The sequence below is a fragment of the Paraburkholderia strydomiana genome, assembly GCF_031456815.1.
GTDB lineage: Bacteria > Pseudomonadota > Gammaproteobacteria > Burkholderiales > Burkholderiaceae > Paraburkholderia > Paraburkholderia caledonica.
The window spans coordinates 26,109-43,065 of sequence record NZ_JAVDVL010000004.1 but is presented as its reverse complement, the minus strand read 5'-3'; the positions used below and the strand labels follow the sequence as shown (position 1 = coordinate 43,065).

10 protein-coding genes are annotated in these 16,957 nt (G+C 63.6%); 6 read left to right on the top strand and 4 right to left on the bottom strand.

Going from position 1 to position 16,957, the window contains the following annotated elements:
* Positions 1-23: 23 nt before the first annotated feature.
* Positions 24-2,876: a bifunctional [glutamate--ammonia ligase]-adenylyl-L-tyrosine phosphorylase/[glutamate--ammonia-ligase] adenylyltransferase gene (glnE, locus tag J2W46_RS12750; protein ID WP_310354191.1), complete on the bottom strand. Its 2,853-nt coding sequence runs from the start codon at positions 2,874-2,876 to the stop codon at positions 24-26.
* Positions 2,877-3,027: 151 nt separating this feature from the next.
* Here glnE and J2W46_RS12745 point away from each other — a divergent pair, with 151 nt between their 5' ends.
* The 3 genes from J2W46_RS12745 to tldD all read left to right on the top strand — a co-directional run bounded on the left by J2W46_RS12745 (position 3,028) and on the right by tldD (position 9,821).
* Positions 3,028-7,215, top strand: a complete 4,188-nt coding sequence (locus J2W46_RS12745; protein ID WP_310354189.1) for a YhdP family protein — start codon at positions 3,028-3,030, stop codon at positions 7,213-7,215.
* A 272-nt stretch (positions 7,216-7,487) separates the two neighbouring features.
* The gene (locus J2W46_RS12740; RefSeq protein ID WP_374726832.1) at positions 7,488-8,264 is read left to right on the top strand and encodes a carbon-nitrogen hydrolase family protein; all 777 of its coding nucleotides are present in this window, start codon (positions 7,488-7,490) and stop codon (positions 8,262-8,264) included.
* Between the two features lie 90 nt (positions 8,265-8,354).
* A complete protein-coding gene (gene tldD, locus J2W46_RS12735; protein WP_088173110.1) occupies positions 8,355-9,821 on the top strand; it encodes a metalloprotease TldD in 1,467 nt (488 codons plus the stop codon).
* A gap of 105 nt (positions 9,822-9,926) precedes the next feature.
* On the opposite strand, the gene J2W46_RS12730 is transcribed toward tldD, so the two are convergent.
* Entirely contained in the window at positions 9,927-10,109 is a 183-nt protein-coding gene (locus J2W46_RS12730; protein WP_288824676.1) for a hypothetical protein, read from the bottom strand.
* Positions 10,110-10,166: 57 nt separating this feature from the next.
* Here J2W46_RS12730 and aroG point away from each other — a divergent pair, with 57 nt between their 5' ends.
* Positions 10,167-11,240 (top strand): 3-deoxy-7-phosphoheptulonate synthase AroG, encoded by a 1,074-nt coding sequence (aroG, locus tag J2W46_RS12725; RefSeq protein WP_020069697.1) that lies wholly within the window; start codon positions 10,167-10,169, stop codon positions 11,238-11,240.
* Between the two features lie 237 nt (positions 11,241-11,477).
* Here aroG and hmpA read toward each other — a convergent pair whose 3' ends face one another.
* Positions 11,478-12,683, bottom strand: coding sequence for an NO-inducible flavohemoprotein (hmpA, locus tag J2W46_RS12720; RefSeq protein WP_310354186.1), 1,206 nt, complete (start codon positions 12,681-12,683; stop codon positions 11,478-11,480).
* A gap of 104 nt (positions 12,684-12,787) precedes the next feature.
* A complete protein-coding gene (locus J2W46_RS12715) occupies positions 12,788-13,342 on the bottom strand; it encodes a cob(I)yrinic acid a,c-diamide adenosyltransferase (protein WP_310354184.1) in 555 nt (184 codons plus the stop codon).
* A gap of 458 nt (positions 13,343-13,800) precedes the next feature.
* On the opposite strand from J2W46_RS12715, the gene J2W46_RS12710 reads away from it, so the two are divergent.
* Together J2W46_RS12710 and J2W46_RS12705 are read left to right on the top strand one after the other, a co-directional pair.
* On the top strand, positions 13,801-15,216 hold the full coding sequence (locus J2W46_RS12710) for an FAD-linked oxidase C-terminal domain-containing protein (RefSeq protein ID WP_310354182.1): 1,416 nt from the start codon (positions 13,801-13,803) through the stop codon (positions 15,214-15,216).
* Between the two features lie 139 nt (positions 15,217-15,355).
* Positions 15,356-16,849 carry an FAD-linked oxidase C-terminal domain-containing protein gene (locus J2W46_RS12705; RefSeq protein WP_020069693.1) on the top strand — a complete coding sequence of 498 codons (1,494 nt, stop codon included), beginning with the start codon at positions 15,356-15,358 and terminating at the stop codon, positions 16,847-16,849.
* The last annotated feature ends 108 nt before the right edge of the window (positions 16,850-16,957 follow it).

Genomic DNA, 16,957 nt, shown 5'->3' with positions numbered 1-16,957 from the left:
GCCCGCCATAACGCACGTCTCCTTCAACGCTCGCCAAACACCCGCTCCCAAAGTCCGAGCACGGCATCGCGTTCCGTCGCGACGAGAGCCGGCTCCACGCGCGCCTTCTCCATCCCATCCAGCCGCAGCTTGTGCTGCAGCTTCCGGTACGTGCGGTAAGCCGCGCCGACCGTCTCGGCTTCGGCCTCGCTCATCAGCCCGAGGCGCGACACTTCGCGCAGCAAAGCAATGTTCCCGGTATTGCGGATCAATTCGGGATCGCGCGCCGCGTGCAGCAAGACCCAGTACTGCACAGTGAATTCGATATCCACCATGCCGCCGCGATCATGCTTGAGGTCGAACAGCGTCGTATGGTTAGGGTGCCCGGCTATCACCCGCTCGCGCATCTCGACAATCTCGGCGGCAAGCTGCGCGGCGTCGCGCGGCGTGGTCAATACCTGCTCACGGATCGCCTCGAACTGCGCGCCGATCTGCGCGTCGCCCGCACAGTAACGCGCGCGGGTCAGTGCCTGGTGCTCCCAGACCCATGCGGTGTTGGCTGCGTCGCCCTCGCGCAACTGATAGCGGCGGAACGCGTCCAGATCGGTGACGAGCAAACCCGACTCGCCGTTCGGCCGCAGGCGCAGGTCGATATCGAACAATGTGCCTGCGCCGGTCGCCGTGGTCAGCCACGTAATCAGCCGGCGGGTGTACGTGGAATAGATATCGGCTGCGGCGTCGTCGGGATCGTCGTAGAGGAAAATGACGTCGAGGTCGGACGCATAGCCCAACTCTTTGCCACCCAGCTTGCCGTATGCGATCACCGCGAAACGCGGCACCTCGCGGTGGCGCTTCGGCAACTGATTCCACACGGCTTCGAGCGTTACATCGAGCACAGCATCGGCGAGTTCGGACAGGCGATCGCTCACATGTTCGACGCTCAGCTTGCCTGCAAGGTCGATCAGCAGAATCCGGAACACTTCTGCCTGGTGCGCGTGGCGCAGCAAGTCCATTTGCTGCTCGACGCCGTCCGCGGCGGCAAGCCGCAAGCGCAACGTGCGCTTGAACTCCGACCAGTCGAATGGACTATTGATCGCTTCGTCGTCGAGCAGCTCGTCGAGCAATTGGGGATGGCGGATCAGATAGCCAGCCGCCCAGCGCGAGGCGCCCAGCACCGACAACACCCGATGCAGCGCTTGCGGATATTCGGTCAGCAGCGCCAGGTACGCACCGCGCCGGCTCACCGCTTCGAGCAGATCGAAAAGACGCGCGAGCGTATCGCCGCGCCGCTCGGGCGGCTCCAGCGTGCGTGCGGCTTCGAGTGCGCGCTGCGCGACGATGTCGAAACGCTGCCGGCTGCGCTCCGCGAGCCCCGCATAACGCGACGATTGCCACACGCCGCGCAGCCGCGCGAGCAGATCGCCCGGCTCCGCCACACCCAGTTCGACGATACGCGCGCGCAACGCATCTTCGGCGCTGTCGTCCGAGAGTGCGCTGCTCCAGACCCAGGCCGCCGCGCCGTCTTCGGGGGCGCCGCAGCCATCGCGGCCGCTTACCTTGTCGGCAAATATCTGATCGAACTGCTGTTCGACAAACTCGCGATGTGCGTCGAGCCGAGCCATCAACGTCGAATAGTCGTCGCAGCCCATGGCACGGGCGAGCGCGGCACGGTCCTCGGGATCGACGGGCATCGCGTGAGTTTGCGCGTCGTTGCGATATTGCAGCCGGTGTTCCAGTTCGCGCAGGAACCGATACGCCTGCGAAAGCTTCACGCAGACCGACGTGTCGATCAACCCATGCGTCGCGGCGTGCCGCAACACGGCGAGCGTCGGACGCACACGAAAACCGGCGTCCTGGCCGCCGCGGATCAACTGGAACACCTGCGCGCTAAATTCGATTTCGCGGATGCCACCGCGCCCTAGCTTGATGTCGTCAGCCTTGTCAGGGCGCATCGACGCGCGGCGCTGCGCCTCCTGGCGAATCTGCAGATGCAACGCGCGAATCGCACTGATCACGCCGAAGTCGAGATAACGGCGATAGACGAACGGCGTGACAATCGCATCGAGCTGTTTAGAGAGACGCCGCGCCGCCTCGCTCGTGGCTTCGGAAACGAGCCGGCCCTTGATCCACGCATAGCGTTCCCACTCGCGGCCCTGCACATAGAAATACTCTTCAAGCATGCCGAGACTGCATACGAGCGGCCCCGAATCGCCGTTCGGGCGCAAACGCATGTCGACGCGAAACACATAGCCGTCGGCGGTGACTTCAGCGAGAGCGCCGATCAGCCGCTTGCCGAGCCTTGTGAAAAAGTCTTGGGTGGCGATCGCCGCGCGCTGCCCGCCGGCGGTCTCACCGTCCTCTTCATAAATGAAGATGAGATCGATGTCCGACGACACGTTCAGTTCCCGACCGCCGAGTTTGCCCATGCCGACCACGCCCAGCGTGAGCCGCTCGCCTTGCGGGCCGCGCGGCTCGCCAAAGAGCGCCTCGAGTTCGGCGGAAAGCACGGCAAGCGCGCGCTGGATTGTCGTCTCGGCTAGATCGGTCATCGCTCCGGTGACTTCGGCGACGTCCGCCTCGCCAGCCAGATCGCGCTCCATCACGGCGCAAAACACCTCGGTGCGCAACCGGCGCAGCGCCCGTTTCAGTGCCTCTTCGGTTAAGGGAGCGGAAGCGCCGCCGGCGGCCTCCGCGCAAAGCATGTCAAAGCGGGCGTCGATGCGCTCGCGGGTCAGCGGCGCGGACGCAAGCTCCGCCACCTGCACGGCGAGTTTGGGATGCGCCGCGGCGGCACGCGCCGCATAGTGCGAATAGTCGGAACTCAGAAGAGTAGCGTGAGTCATCAAAGGTCTGGCTCGCTCGTTGCTTGATTGTCGGGGACTGTGCGCCAGAGGCATGACCGCTTCGTCGCACCACGACTTCCCGCACGCCAATGAGGCTCGCGCGGCGGCGTGCTGACAGGGCCTGCACGAAGTCCTGCCGACGCTTTCCCGTGTGTTACATTTCGTCGTTAAATCGCAAAACTACCATACGCCCACCCGCCGCAGCATGTCCGAGCGAAACGAATCCGCCGACCCGCAGGAAACCGGGCAGGCCCGGCCTCTGAGCGGAAGCGACCACGTCGTGCTGCGCCGGACTCTTCACGTCGTTCTGGCGCTGGCGCTCGTCCTCTATTTCATCGCGGCGGGACTGTACCTCGGCTTGCGCTATGTGGTGTTGCCGCGCGCCGACGCTTTCCGCCCGCGCATTGAAGCCGCCGTCTCCGAAAAGCTGCACGCGCAGTTCACCATCGGCAAGCTGGCGCCCCATTGGAGCGGGTTCCAGCCAGGGCTCGACATCACTAACCTGGTGATTCGAGACCGTGAAGGCAAACCCGCGCTCACCATACCGCACGCCACCGCGAGCTTGTCGTGGCGCTCGCTCTGGCAGTTCTATCCGACGCTCTCCAGCCTGATCGTCGATCAACCGGATGTGCTGATTGCGCGCGGCGGCGACGGAGAACTGTCGGTCGCCGGCGTGCCGGTGCCAACACGTCACAGCGGCAACGATACGTTGTCGACGTGGCTCGTGCGACAACAGGCGATCGTCGTGCGCGGCGGTGTGCTGCGCTGGCGCGATGTCCAGCGTGACGAACCGGAACTCGCGCTGCGCGACATCCGCATAGCGATCCTGAACGACGGCTACGATCACCGTCTTGCGCTGCAGGCGCCGCCGGACGGCCGGTTGCTACACGGCCCGATCGATTTCCGCACGCATTTCCGGCACGCGCCGCTCGCGGCGATCGGCAAGCCGATTAACTGGAAGGGACAGGCCTATGTGTCGACCGGGCCGGTCGATCTGCCGACGCTTGCGCGTTACGTCAGGTTTCCGATCGAAACGTTCGCCGGCCGCATCGACAACGCAATCTGGGTCGATTTCGCCGACGGCCGCATGAAGTCGGCCAGCGGCCAGATGGCCGGCGCAGATGTCGCGTTACGCGTGCGGCCCACGCAGCCGAAGCTGCTTGTGCCGGTCGCCCATTTTGGGTGGCGCATGGAAGCCGATCAGGGCGACTACAAGCTTCAACTGAGTGACATGCGCGCCGAACTCGGCCAGCCGCCGCTCGAGGACGGCACGCCGCTTACGCGCACACTGACGTTCAACACGCTCGACGGACGCTATCGCAAAGCTTCGCAGCAAAACGGACAGCTCATGAGCGTGTCGGGCGACCGCGTGGACCTGGGCATTCTCGCGGAATTCAGCCGCGCGTTGCCGCTGCCGCGGCCCCTTCTGAACGGTCTCGTGCGTTACAACCCGCGCGGCATCGTTGCCAACTATCTGATCGAAGTGGAACGCGGCAAGCCGGAATCGGGCGAGCCTGGCGGCGACCGCCACGCGACGGGCGCCGAGCCAGTCGAGCGTTATCGCTTCAAGGGCGATCTGCAAGGCATCAGCTTCGCCGCACAAGAACCGCCGCCTGGGCTCACCGCGCGCAATCACCCGCGTGCGGGCATTCCGGGTATCGAAAATCTTTGGGGCAGTGTCGACGCCGATCAACGTCACGGCACGGCTTTGCTCGACACGTCCAACGTGGCGATCACGCTGCCAGGCGTCTTCGACGATCCGCGCCTCAAGCTCGACCATCTGCACGGTCGCGCCGACTGGACCATCGGCAAGAAAGCTCCCGGCGACAACCACCCTGCGTTCACAGTGAAACTGGCCGATTTCGGCGTCTCGAATGCAGACGTCGCGGCGAGCGCCACCGCCGACTACAGCAACCCCGGCCACGGACGCGGCTCGCTTGATCTGAAAGCGGACTTCGAGCGCGCGCAGGTCTCGCGCATCGCCCGCTATCTTCCGACCAGCATCAGCGAAAAGCTGCGCATCTACCTTGGTCACGGCTTGCAGGCCGGCATGTCGCGCGGCGCGACGATCGAGATACATGGCGATCTGACGAAATTCCCCTACTCGCGCGATCCCGACGCGGGCGTCTTTCACATTGTCGCGCCGTTCAAGGGCGGCAAATTCGATCCTTCGCCATACCCGCCGCGCAAGATGAGGAACGGCACGCCGAACGTGTGGCCGCCGCTCGACAGCATCGACGGCGTGTTCGAACTCAAAGAGAAGATGTTGCGCTTCGACATCGACCGCGCACGCTATAAACGCGTGGCGCTGCATGGCGTGAACGGCAGAATCGAGGACCTCGGCACGCGCGAGTCGAACCTCGTGATCAAGGGCGACGGGCTCGGGCCGCTCGCCGACATGCTCGACTACGTGAACGAAAGCTCGCTCGGCATCATGGCGCGGCACCAGACCGAGAAGATCCGTGCCGAAGGGCCGGCCTCGCTCGCGTTGAAGCTGACGGTTCCGCGTACGCCCAAGCCGCATATCGGCGTGGAAGGCGCGATTGGCTTCGAGAATAATCGACTGACGGTAGAAAACGTACCGCCGCTGTCGCAGTTGAAAGGCAAAGTGCACTTTACCGAACGCAGCGCGCAGACCGACCGGCTCACCGCGCAGTTTCTTGGCGGCGACTTGCGGGCAAGCGGCGGACTGAAGCAGGACGGCACTTACGCGCTCGACCTGGACGGCCATCTCGCCGTCGATGCGGCGCGCGGTCTCGGCCTGCATGGTCCGGCGGCTCAGGTGCTCTCGCGCATGAGCGGCAGCGCCCCTTACGCGCTCAATGTGAGCGGCGCAAAAGGCAGGCTGCCGCAACTCACCATGAACTCGGACCTGACTGGCCTCGCGCTCGACTTTCCGGCGCCGTTCAACAAGCCGGTCGGCGCACCGATGCCGCTACGGCTCGCCGCCGGGCCGTCCACGGTTGCCGGCGAAAGCGGGCTGGAGCGTGCGGAACTCAACTTTGGTCCGATCGCCGCGCGCTACTTGCTGGACTACAAGCCGAAAAGCCCGCCGACGGTGCTGCGCGGCGCAATCGGCGTGAACCGGCCGGCCGACCTGCCTTCGGAAGGGGTAATCGCCGCGGTCGACCTCGAAGCATTCGATGCCGACGCATGGCGCGCGCTCGTTACACAGATGCGCAACAAGGAAGCGCCCGCCGCATCGGCCACGCCTTCCACCCCCAACCCGACTGTCGCGCAATTCCTGCCGAGCCGCTTCGCGCTCCACATCGGCACTTTGACGCTGCTCAAGCGCCATTGGGACAGCGTAATCGTCGGCGCTTCGCACGCTGACGGCAAATGGCAGGCGAATATCGCGTCCAATCAGGTGTCGGGGCACGTTTCGTGGTTGCCGGGCGCCGACAAGGCGTCGCCGGGCACGCTGCAGGCGCGCTTCGCGCGCGTCGTGATTCCGTCGGTGGCCGACAAGGATCTGCTCGGTCAAGCTATCTCGGCTCCAGCGCAGAACATGCCGTCGATCGATCTGGTCGTGAACGAACTGATCGTGCGCGACCGCGATATCGGCCGGCTCGAAGTGCTGGCGCACAATTTCAACGAAGACGGCGTGCCCGTCTGGCAACTCGACAAGCTGGACATTGCGAACCCCTCGGCCACGCTCACTGCGACGGCGAACTGGCGCACGTCGGCGGAACTGGCCAACTCCGCCGACGACACCACGTCGCGGCGCACAGTGTTCGATTTCAAGCTCGACATCAAGGACGCGGGCGGATTGCTCCAGCGCTTCGGCCAGCCGCGCACGCTGAAGGCGGGCAGCGGCACGCTATCGGGCAAGATGGTGTGGCGCGGTGGCCCGACCGCGATCGACTACCCGACGCTAAACGGCAATATGGCCGTCGATCTTCGTCACGGCCAGATTCTCAAGGTCGATCCGGGCGTCGCCAAGCTGCTCGGCGTGCTCAGTCTGCAGAGCCTGGCGCGCTTCGCGACGCTGAACTTTCGCGACGTGATCGGCGAAGGTCTGCCGTTCGAGCACGTCACGGGAACCGCGCAGATTCACAACGGCATCGGCCACACCGACAACTTCGAAATGGTGACCGCGCCGGCCCGCGCCGAAATGAAAGGCTCCGTCGATCTGGCTCAGGAAACGCAGGATCTGCATGTCCAGATCGTGCCGACGGTGAGCGCCGGCGCAGCGGTCGTCGCGGCCGCGGTAATCAATCCATTGCTCGGCTTGGGCGCGCTGGTGGCGGATCTGGCGTTCAGCCAATCGATCTCGCACGCGTTCGCGCGGGAGTACGCGATCACCGGCTCGTGGTCGAAACCGCACATCGAGCGGGTCAAGAACGATCGGGGTAAGATGGACGCTCCAGCTTCGACCGCGGTCGCGCAGTAAGTGTCTTCGGTTGAAGCGTTGGCTCGAGCTTCAAGTCGGCGGCGGGTTCGACGCTGTCGGTGCGTTACGGAGTGCCCGAGCCAGCTACAAACGACGTACGCGGCGCCAGCATTTCGCGCCGCCGCCTTTGCCGGGAGTTTCTCGAAACGCTCATGAGCGAAACACACGTCTCTTCATCTTCGTCCCCTGCTTTGTCGGCCGCAGCACCTGGCGATTCACAGCTTGGGCAGGCAAACGGCACACAGAGCACGTTCCGCGTCGCGGCGCTGCAGATGGTGAGCACGCCAGATCGCGATCGAAATCTGGCCGACGCCGAGCGCCTCATTGCTGAAGCCGCGGCCGATGGCGCGCAGCTTGTCCTCCTGCCGGAATACTTCTGCTTCATGGGCTTCAAGGACACGGACAAGCTCGCCGTGCGCGAGGCTTACCGCGACGGCCCGATTCAGCGCTTTCTCGCGGATGCCGCGCGCCGTCACAAGCTGTGGGTGATCGGCGGCACGCTGCCGGTCACGGCGCCCGAACCGTCGCGAGTGTTGAACACCACACTCGTATTCGATCCGCAGGGACACGAGGCGGCCCGCTACGACAAGATTCATCTGTTCAACTTCGAGAAAGGCGAGGAATCGTTCGACGAGGCGCGCACCATCTGCCCCGGTGACGAGGTCCGCACCTTCCAGTCGCCCTTCGGCCGTGTCGGTCTGTCGGTCTGCTACGATTTGCGCTTTCCCGAGCTGTACCGGCGCATGGGCGATTGCGCGCTGATCGTGGTGCCATCGGCGTTTACCTACACGACCGGGCGCGCGCATTGGGAGATGCTGCTACGCGCCCGCGCCGTCGAAAACCAGTGCTATGTGCTGGCTGCGGCGCAAGGCGGCAAGCACGAGAATGGCCGCCGTACGTGGGGCCACAGCATGTTGATCGACCCGTGGGGCGAAATCGTGGCAGTGCGTGACGAAGGCGCCGGCGTGGTCGCCGGCACGCTGGAGCGCACGCGTATCGACGAAGTGCGGCAGAGCCTGCCCGCCTGGCGTCACCGGGTGCTGAGCTAGACTCATTGACATTGAAACTGCGGCGCCCCTCACCCATATAGTGTTGGTGGCGCTAACCGAATCCTTCGTATCGAGCAGAACATACTTCGCATGAATATCATCGAACCCGGTATCCGTAATCTCGCCACCGCCAAGGACATTCTCCTGACGCCCTACGGTCTCGACGAGTCCCTGCTCACCCGCACGCTGGCTGAGATCTTCACGCATCGCGTCGACTACGCGGACCTGTACTTTCAGGCAACGCGCAGCGAAGCATGGAGCCTGGAAGAAGGCATCGTGAAGTCGGGCAGTTTCAGCATCGACCAGGGCGTCGGCGTGCGTGCCGTGTCGGGCGACCGCACGGCTTTCGCGTATTCGGACGACCTGTCGCCCGAAGCGATCCGCCAGGCGGCCATTGCCACACGTGCAATTGCCAAGGCCGGCGGCGGCAAGCAGAAGATCAAGGTGGCGTCGTCGTTGACCGGCATTGCCGGGCGCGATCTGTACCTGCCCGCCGATCCTCTGCATTCGCTCGACGCAACCGCCAAGGTCAAGCTGCTCGAGCGCATCGAACACATGGCGCGCGGTCGCGACCGGCGCATCCAGCAAGTCATGGCGGGCCTCGCCGGTGAATACGACGTTGTGTTGGTCGCGCGCAGCGACGGCGGGTTCGCAGCAGATATCCGTCCGCTCGTGCGGGTGTCGGTCACGGTGATCGCCGAGCAGAACGGTCGCCGCGAGATCGGCAGCGGCGGCGGCGGCGGCCGCTTCGACTACAGCTACTTCACCGACGAAGTGCTGTCGCGTTACGTCGACGACGCGGTGCACGCAGCGCTCGTGAACCTCGAAGCGCGCCCGGCTCCGGCCGGCGCGATGACTGTCGTGCTCGGACCGGGCTGGCCCGGCGTGTTGCTGCACGAAGCGATCGGCCACGGTCTGGAAGGCGACTTCAATCGCAAGGGATCGTCGGCGTTCGCGGGACGCATCGGCGAGCAGGTCGCGGCCAAGGGCGTGACCGTCGTCGACGACGGTACACTGCCGAACCGGCGCGGCTCGCTCAACATCGACGACGAAGGCAATCCGACGCAGTGCACGACGCTGATCGAAGACGGCATTCTCAAGGGCTATATTCAGGACACGCTCAACGCGCGTCTGATGAAGATGCCGGTCACGGGCAATGCACGCCGTGAGTCGTACGCGGCGCTGCCCATGCCGCGCATGACCAACACGTACATGCTCAACGGCGACAAGGACCCGCAGGAAATCATCGAATCGGTGAAAAACGGTTTGTACGCGGTGAATTTCGGCGGCGGCCAAGTCGACATCACCAACGGCAAGTTCGTATTCTCGGCCTCTGAGGCCTACATGATCGAAGACGGCAAGATCACGTACCCGGTCAAGGGCGCGACGCTGATCGGCAGCGGTCCGGAATCGCTGAAATACGTCAGCATGATCGGCAACGACATGAAGCTCGATTCAGGCGTCGGCGTGTGCGGCAAGGAAGGCCAGAGCGTGCCGGTCGGGGTCGGGCAGCCGACGTTGCGCATCGACCGGATGACGGTTGGCGGCACGGCTTAAAACTGAACTCGCCGCATGATTCGTGCATCGATTGCATGAATCATGCGGGTTTTCCGCATTTTCTCGCCCCACAGCTTGTCAGTCGAGCTTAGCCGGGTTATAAAGTCACTCACCCTTTTTGACCAGCGACTCCATTTCGCCATGTCCGCCAAGTTTTATTTTTACTTTTTCTGGTATCTCAGACCGCTGGCGGATCGAGAGGGGTGTTAGTGCACGTAGAACACCGAGAATTCCCGAAAAACCGCCAGCGAGTCTGGCGGTTTTTTTTCGCCTTCCGTCTTTGAACATTACGTTTTGCACGCACCGCCTGCGCGAACACGCTACGAACCGATTCAGGAGAACAACATGCCCCCGCACAACACCGACGATGTCCGCATTCGCGAATTGAAAGAGCTCACTCCTCCCGCGCACCTGATCCGCGAATTTGCCTGCGACGAAGCGGTGTCCGACCTGATCTACAACTCACGCACCGCCATGCATCGCATTCTGCACGGCATGGACGACCGCTTGATCGTAATCGTCGGGCCGTGTTCGATTCACGATACGAAGGCGGCGCTGGAATACGCGGGGCGCCTCGTCGAACAGCGCAAGCGCTTCGCGGGCGAACTCGAAGTCGTGATGCGCGTGTACTTCGAAAAGCCACGCACGACGGTTGGCTGGAAGGGTCTTATCAATGACCCGCATATGGACAACAGCTTCAAGATCAACGAAGGGCTGCGCACGGCGCGCGAGCTGCTGTTACGCATCAACGAACTGGGTCTGCCGGCCGCCACCGAGTATCTCGACATGATCAGCCCGCAGTACATCGCCGATCTGATCTCGTGGGGCGCGATCGGCGCGCGGACCACCGAGTCGCAAGTGCACCGCGAACTCGCTTCGGGACTGTCGTGCCCGGTCGGCTTCAAGAACGGCACGGACGGCAATGTGAAGATCGCCGTCGACGCGATCAAAGCCGCGTCGCAGCCGCACCATTTCCTGTCGGTCACCAAAGGCGGCCACTCGGCGATCGTATCGACGGCGGGCAACGAGGATTGCCATATCATCCTGCGCGGCGGCAAGACGCCGAACTATGACGCGGACAGCGTCAACGCGGCGTGTTCGGACATCGGCAAATCAGGTCTCGCCGCGCGCCTGATGATCGACGCAAGCCACGCGAACAGTTCGAAGAAGCATGAGAACCAGATTCCGGTGTGCGCGGACATCGGCCGGCAAGTTGCTTCGGGTGACGAACGAATTATCGGCGTGATGCTGGAATCGCATCTGGTGGCCGGCCGCCAGGACTTGCAGGAAGGCTGCGCACTCACGTACGGGCAGAGCGTGACCGATGCATGCATCGGCTGGGACGAAAGCGTTGCCGTACTCGAAGGTCTCGCCGACGCCGTCAAGCAACGGCGCGTGGCGCGCGGAAGCGGCAACTGATTGCTGCTCGATTGCGTCGTGCGACGCATTTGGCAGATGAAAAACCGGGCTCGACGAGCCGGGTTTTTTGTTTGGGTGGCCAAACGGATGAATGTCGCTCGATGGACCGCCTCGGTACCGTGACAAGTCATGGTCGCTCCCAGCGTGACTTGCGTTGGGCCGAAGCCGCCGGTTACGTGGACTTTGCCTCGCATGGCTCGCTTCTTCTTTTTGGAGCTTGCCATGCACGGCTACGTTTCACTCGACCACGCCCGAACCGAAGACTTCAGTGTGGATCCGCGCCGGGTCCACGCCGAGCGCCGCCAGCGCATCGCACTGCGCGCGCATGAACGGCACCGGTCCACAGATGTAGTAGTCGGCATCCGGCACGATGACCTGACCGGCAATTCTTGACAGGTCAAGACGACCGTCGAAATCGTAGTCGACGCCCTGCCGGTCGCCCTCGCCGATCGCTTCGTAGAACACCACGCGCTTCACGTTCGAATGCGACGCGACCGTCTCGTTGAGCCACTGACGGAACGCGTGCACGCGGCCGTTGCGGCATGCGTGAACGAAAGTCACGCTCCGCTCGCTGCCGTCGGCGAGGATAGTTGAGAGCATCGAGGTCATGGGCGTCACGCCCACGCCGCCGCTCATCAGCACCACAGGCGTGGTTTTCTTGCGAGCGAGCGTGAAGTCGCCCATCGGCGCGCTCACATGCACGACGGTGCCTTCTTCGACATCTGCGTGCAGCAGGTTCGACACGTGGCCGGGCGCTATGTCTTCGCGGCCGTCTTCGCGCTTCACGGAGATGCGCAGCCACTTGCCATGCGGCGCGTCCGACAAGCTGTACTGACGCGGCTGATCGACACCCAGCTTGTCGACGAAACGTTTCACGCTCACGTACTGACCCGGTTCGAAGTCACACGCGGCCGAACCGTCGGCTGGCGTCAGATAGAACGACGTGATTTCGTCGCTCTCCACCTGTTTGCGCGCCACCTTGAACGGACGGAAGCCACTCCACGCCGCGCCTTCATACAGCTTCGCCTCGGTGCCCACGAAGATGTTCGCGAGCTGACCATACGCGACTTGCCAGGCGTCGAGCGTGGGTTGATCGACCGCGTCGCCGAGCACGTCGACGATCGCACCCAGCAGGTGGCGGCCCACAATCGGGTAATGCTCGGGCCGTATGTTCAGGCTCGCGTGCTTGTTGGCGATCCGCGAGACAGTCGGGCCGAGCGCGCCCAGATTGTCGATGTTGGCTGCGTACGCATAGACCGCGCGCGCCAGCGTTTCGGGCTGATTGCCGCTTTGCTGATGTGTCTGGTTGAACAGATTCTTCAACTCGGGATGATGCGCAAACATGCGCTTGTAGAAGTGCTTCGTGATGGTCGTGCCATGTTCAGCAAGCACGGGCACCGTGGCTTTGACGCGGGCAATCTGTTCGGCGGTCAGGGCGGTCATTTGTACTTCTCCTTAAAGATGCAAATACGATACATCTTTAAGCCGCGACTTGCTCTGACAGATTGTCGCAGGCCACTGCCGACTGCTGAAAGCCGGCCGTGCGCCTAGTTTTGCCCGCGATCGTGCTGCCAGAGCACGTCCGCGCCGCCGTCAGCGCGATTGAGCACGCGTGCGAGGACAAACAGAAGGTCCGACAGACGGTTTACATACTGACGCGGCGCGGCGTTGACGGCCTCCTCGTCACCGAGGGCGACGATGGAGCGTTCGGCGCGGCGGCAAACCGTACGGCAAACGTGGGCGAGAGACGCCGCGCGCGAGCCGCCTGGCAAGATGAACTCCTTCAGCGGCGGAAGCGCAGAGTTGTAGTCGGCAAGCCAACCGTCGAGTTGCGCGAGATGGCGGTCGGTGATCATTGTGTGACCGGGAATGCAAAGTTCGCCGCCCAGATCGAACAAGTCGTGCTGGATCGAGATCAGCGCCGCTCGCACGTCATCAGGCAAGGGCTCGCACAGCAGCACGCCAAGATTCGAATTGAGTTCGTCGACGTCGCCAATCGCCGCAATGCGCGCGCTGTCCTTGCGGACGCGCCGGCCGTCGCCGAGACCGGTGGTGCCGTCGTCGCCGGTACGAGTGGCAATCTTGCTCAGACGGTTACCCATGATTTCTCCCTGCGTTCAATGATGAAGCCCGCGTCGATAGCGCATCGGTCGCCGACTAAAGTCCCGGTCTTCTTGCGCTGTGGCGGCGGCAGACCGGTTGCCGCATCATCTGCCGCGTTATCTCTGTCTTATCACCGCGTTAACCATGTTGCGCGGAGCCACTAGCCGCCGCCATTATAGGAGCGATAGCCGGCGCGACGCCTCCGAAGCAATGGAAGCGGCCCACCCCCGGCAGAAAGCGATCGGCGTAAAATGAAGTGCCTGCTGCAAAAAGCAGCTTCGCCTGACAAGTACTAACAAATCTTCTCATCGGGCTGACCGGCGTAAGTGTTAAGCACTAACGGTCGACATCGTTGATGGGACCGGCGTAAGTGCTGAAGCACTAACGTGAATGCACATTATTGATGGGACCGGCGTAAGTGCTGAAGCACTAACGCCGGTCGACACAGGAGACATGCGTGAATCATTCCGTTTCGCCGGCCACGCTGCGCCGGCCATTCCCTGCCGAATTGCTGAGCGCGCTCACCAACGCCTTCGGTGAGCGCGTGTCGATCGCGCAAGCCGTACGCGAACACCACGGCCGCGACGAATCGCCGTTCGATCCCCAACTGCCCGACGCCGTCGTCTTCGCACGCAACACCGAAGACGTGCAGACCGCCGTCAAGCTGTGCGGCCAGTACAACGTACCGATCATTCCGTACGGCAACGGCTCGTCGCTGGAAGGGCATCTGCTTGCGGTGCAGGGCGGCGTGTCGATCGATCTGTCCGAAATGAACCGCGTGCTGTCCATCAACGCCGAAGACCTCACGGTCACCGTCGAGCCAGGCATTTCGCGCAAGCAGTTGAACGAAGCGCTACGCGACACCGGCCTCTTTTTCCCGATCGATCCGGGCGCGGACGCGAGCATCGGCGGCATGTCGGCCACGCGTGCGTCAGGTACCAACGCCGTGCGCTACGGCACGATGCGCGAGAACGTACTCGGGCTCACCGTGGTGCTGGCCGACGGCCGTGTGATCAAGACGGGCACGCGGGCGCGCAAATCGTCCGCAGGCTACGACCTCACGCGTCTGTTCGTCGGTTCGGAAGGAACGCTCGGCGTGATCACCGAAGTCACCGTGCGCCTTTATCCGCAGCCGGAGGCCGTGTCCGCCGCGGTCTGCGCATTTCCGTCGATGGGCGACGCGGTTCGCGCCGTCATCGAAACAATTCAGATCGGCGTGCCGATCGCGCGCGTGGAATTCGTCGACGCGCTTGCGATCCGCTCGATTAACCGGCATTCGAATCTCACGCTGCGCGAGGCGCCCACACTGTTCTTCGAATTCCACGGCACCGAGGCCAGCGTCAAGGAACAAGCCGAACTCGTGCAGGAACTTGCCGCGCAGAACGGAGGCGAAGGATTCGAATGGGCGACGCGTCCGGAAGACCGCAGCCGTCTGTGGAACGCGCGTCACAACGCCTATTTCGCCATGCTGCAACTGAAGCCCGGTTGCCGCGCCGTCACGACCGACGTCTGCGTGCCGATCTCGCGACTTGCCGAATGCGTCGTCGAAACGGAGCAGGACTTGAAGGCGTCGCCGCTGCCCTGCCCGATTGTCGGTCATGTCGGCGACGGCAATTTCCACGTCGCGATCCTGATCGATCCGAACAAGCCGGAAGAACTCGCGGAAGCCGAGCGATTGAACCATCGCATCGTGCAGCGCGCGCTGCGCATGGACGGCACCTGCACCGGCGAGCATGGAGTCGGTCTGCACAAGATGGGTTTTCTGCTGGAAGAACATGGCGACGTTGCGGTAGACACCATGCGCTCTATCAAACATGCGCTCGATCCGCAAAATCTGATGAACCCCGGCAAGATTTTTAGCTGGGCCGCCTGACGCGTCGTTTCAAGGCGCGTTGTCGGCAACGATTGGGCAGGACTGAACGCGGCTGAGCGTTATCGAGCCGCGGCGACCGCAAACGGGCCGCCACGCAAGCGCCGGTTAGCGCTGGGTGAAACAGGAGGAGACGACTCACATGAATGCACCCGCCGAACTGTCAGCAGAGGTTCTCGCCCAGCGCCAGCGCGAAGTCGTGCAGGCGCTGATGGCGGTGTTGCCAAACCACTGTCTGCTATATCGCGACGAAGATACCGTCGCGTACGACTGCGACGGCCTCGCCGCCTATCGTCGTCTGCCGCTCGCCGTCGCATTGCCCGAGACGGAGTCGCAAGTGCAGCGCATCGTGCAGATCTGCCATCGTCTCGGGGTGCCCATCGTGCCGCGCGGCGCCGGCACGGGCCTGTCCGGCGGTGCAATGCCGATTCGCCACGGCGTGGTGGTATCGCTCGCACGCTTCAGGAAGATCATCGAGGTGGACTCTTACGCGCGAACCGCCACGGTGCAACCGGGCGTGCGCAATCTGTCGATTTCCGAAGCCGCCGCGCCTTACGGTTTGTACTATGCGCCGGACCCGTCGTCGCAGATCGCCTGCACGATCGGCGGCAACGTGTCGGAGAACTCGGGCGGCGTGCATTGCCTCAAGTACGGCCTCACCGTGCACAACGTGCTGCGCGTGCGGGCCGTGACAATGGAAGGCGAAATCGTCGAGTTCGGCTCGCTCGCGCCCGACGCGCCCGGCCTCGATCTGCTTGCGGTGCTGATCGGCAGCGAAGGCATGTTCGCGATCGTCACCGAGGTCACCGTCAAGCTGATTCCAAAACCGCAAACGGCGCAGGTCATCATGGCCAGTTTCGACGACGTCGTAAAAGGCGGCGACGCGGTCGCCGGCATCGTTGCCGCGGGCATCATTCCGGCCGGCCTCGAGATGATGGACAAGCCGGCCACGCGCGCGGTCGAGGAATTCGTCCACGCGGGCTACGATCTCGACGCAGCGGCAATCTTGCTGTGCGAATCCGACGGCACGCCCGAGGAAGTCGCCGACGAAATCGTCCGCATGACCGCGGTACTGCGCGAGCACGGCGCAACCCGTATCCAGATTTCGCGCACGGAAAACGAGCGGCTGCGCTTCTGGTCCGGTCGCAAAAACGCGTTCCCGGCTGCGGGCCGGATTTCGCCGGACTACTACTGCATGGACGGAACCGTGCCGCGCCGCAGTATCGGACCGCTGCTTTCGCGCATCGAGGAGATGGAGAAGAAGTACGCGCTGCGTTGCATCAACGTCTTTCATGCGGGCGACGGCAACATGCATCCTCTGATTCTCTTTAACGGCAATGACCAGGATGAATGGCACAGAGCCGAGGCATTCGGCTGCGACATCCTGGAAGCATGCGTCGAGCTGGGCGGCACGGTGACGGGCGAGCATGGCGTCGGCATCGAGAAGATCAACTCGATGTGCGTGCAATTCTCGCCGGAAGAGCGCGATGCATTTCACGCGGTTAAACGTGCGTTCGATCCGCCCGGTCTGCTGAACCCGGACAAGGGTATTCCCACGCGAGCACGGTGCGCCGAGTACGGCAAGATGCACGTGCGCGGCGGTCTGTTGCCGCATCCGGAGCTACCGCGCTTCTAGCACCAGGCAATACGCATAGCCCGCCGCGGCGGCGTTTGCCGCCATCCCACCCTGATTACCCGATGCGGGTCCGCTCCGGGTTGTCAGCGAGCCCCCGCCCGGTACAAT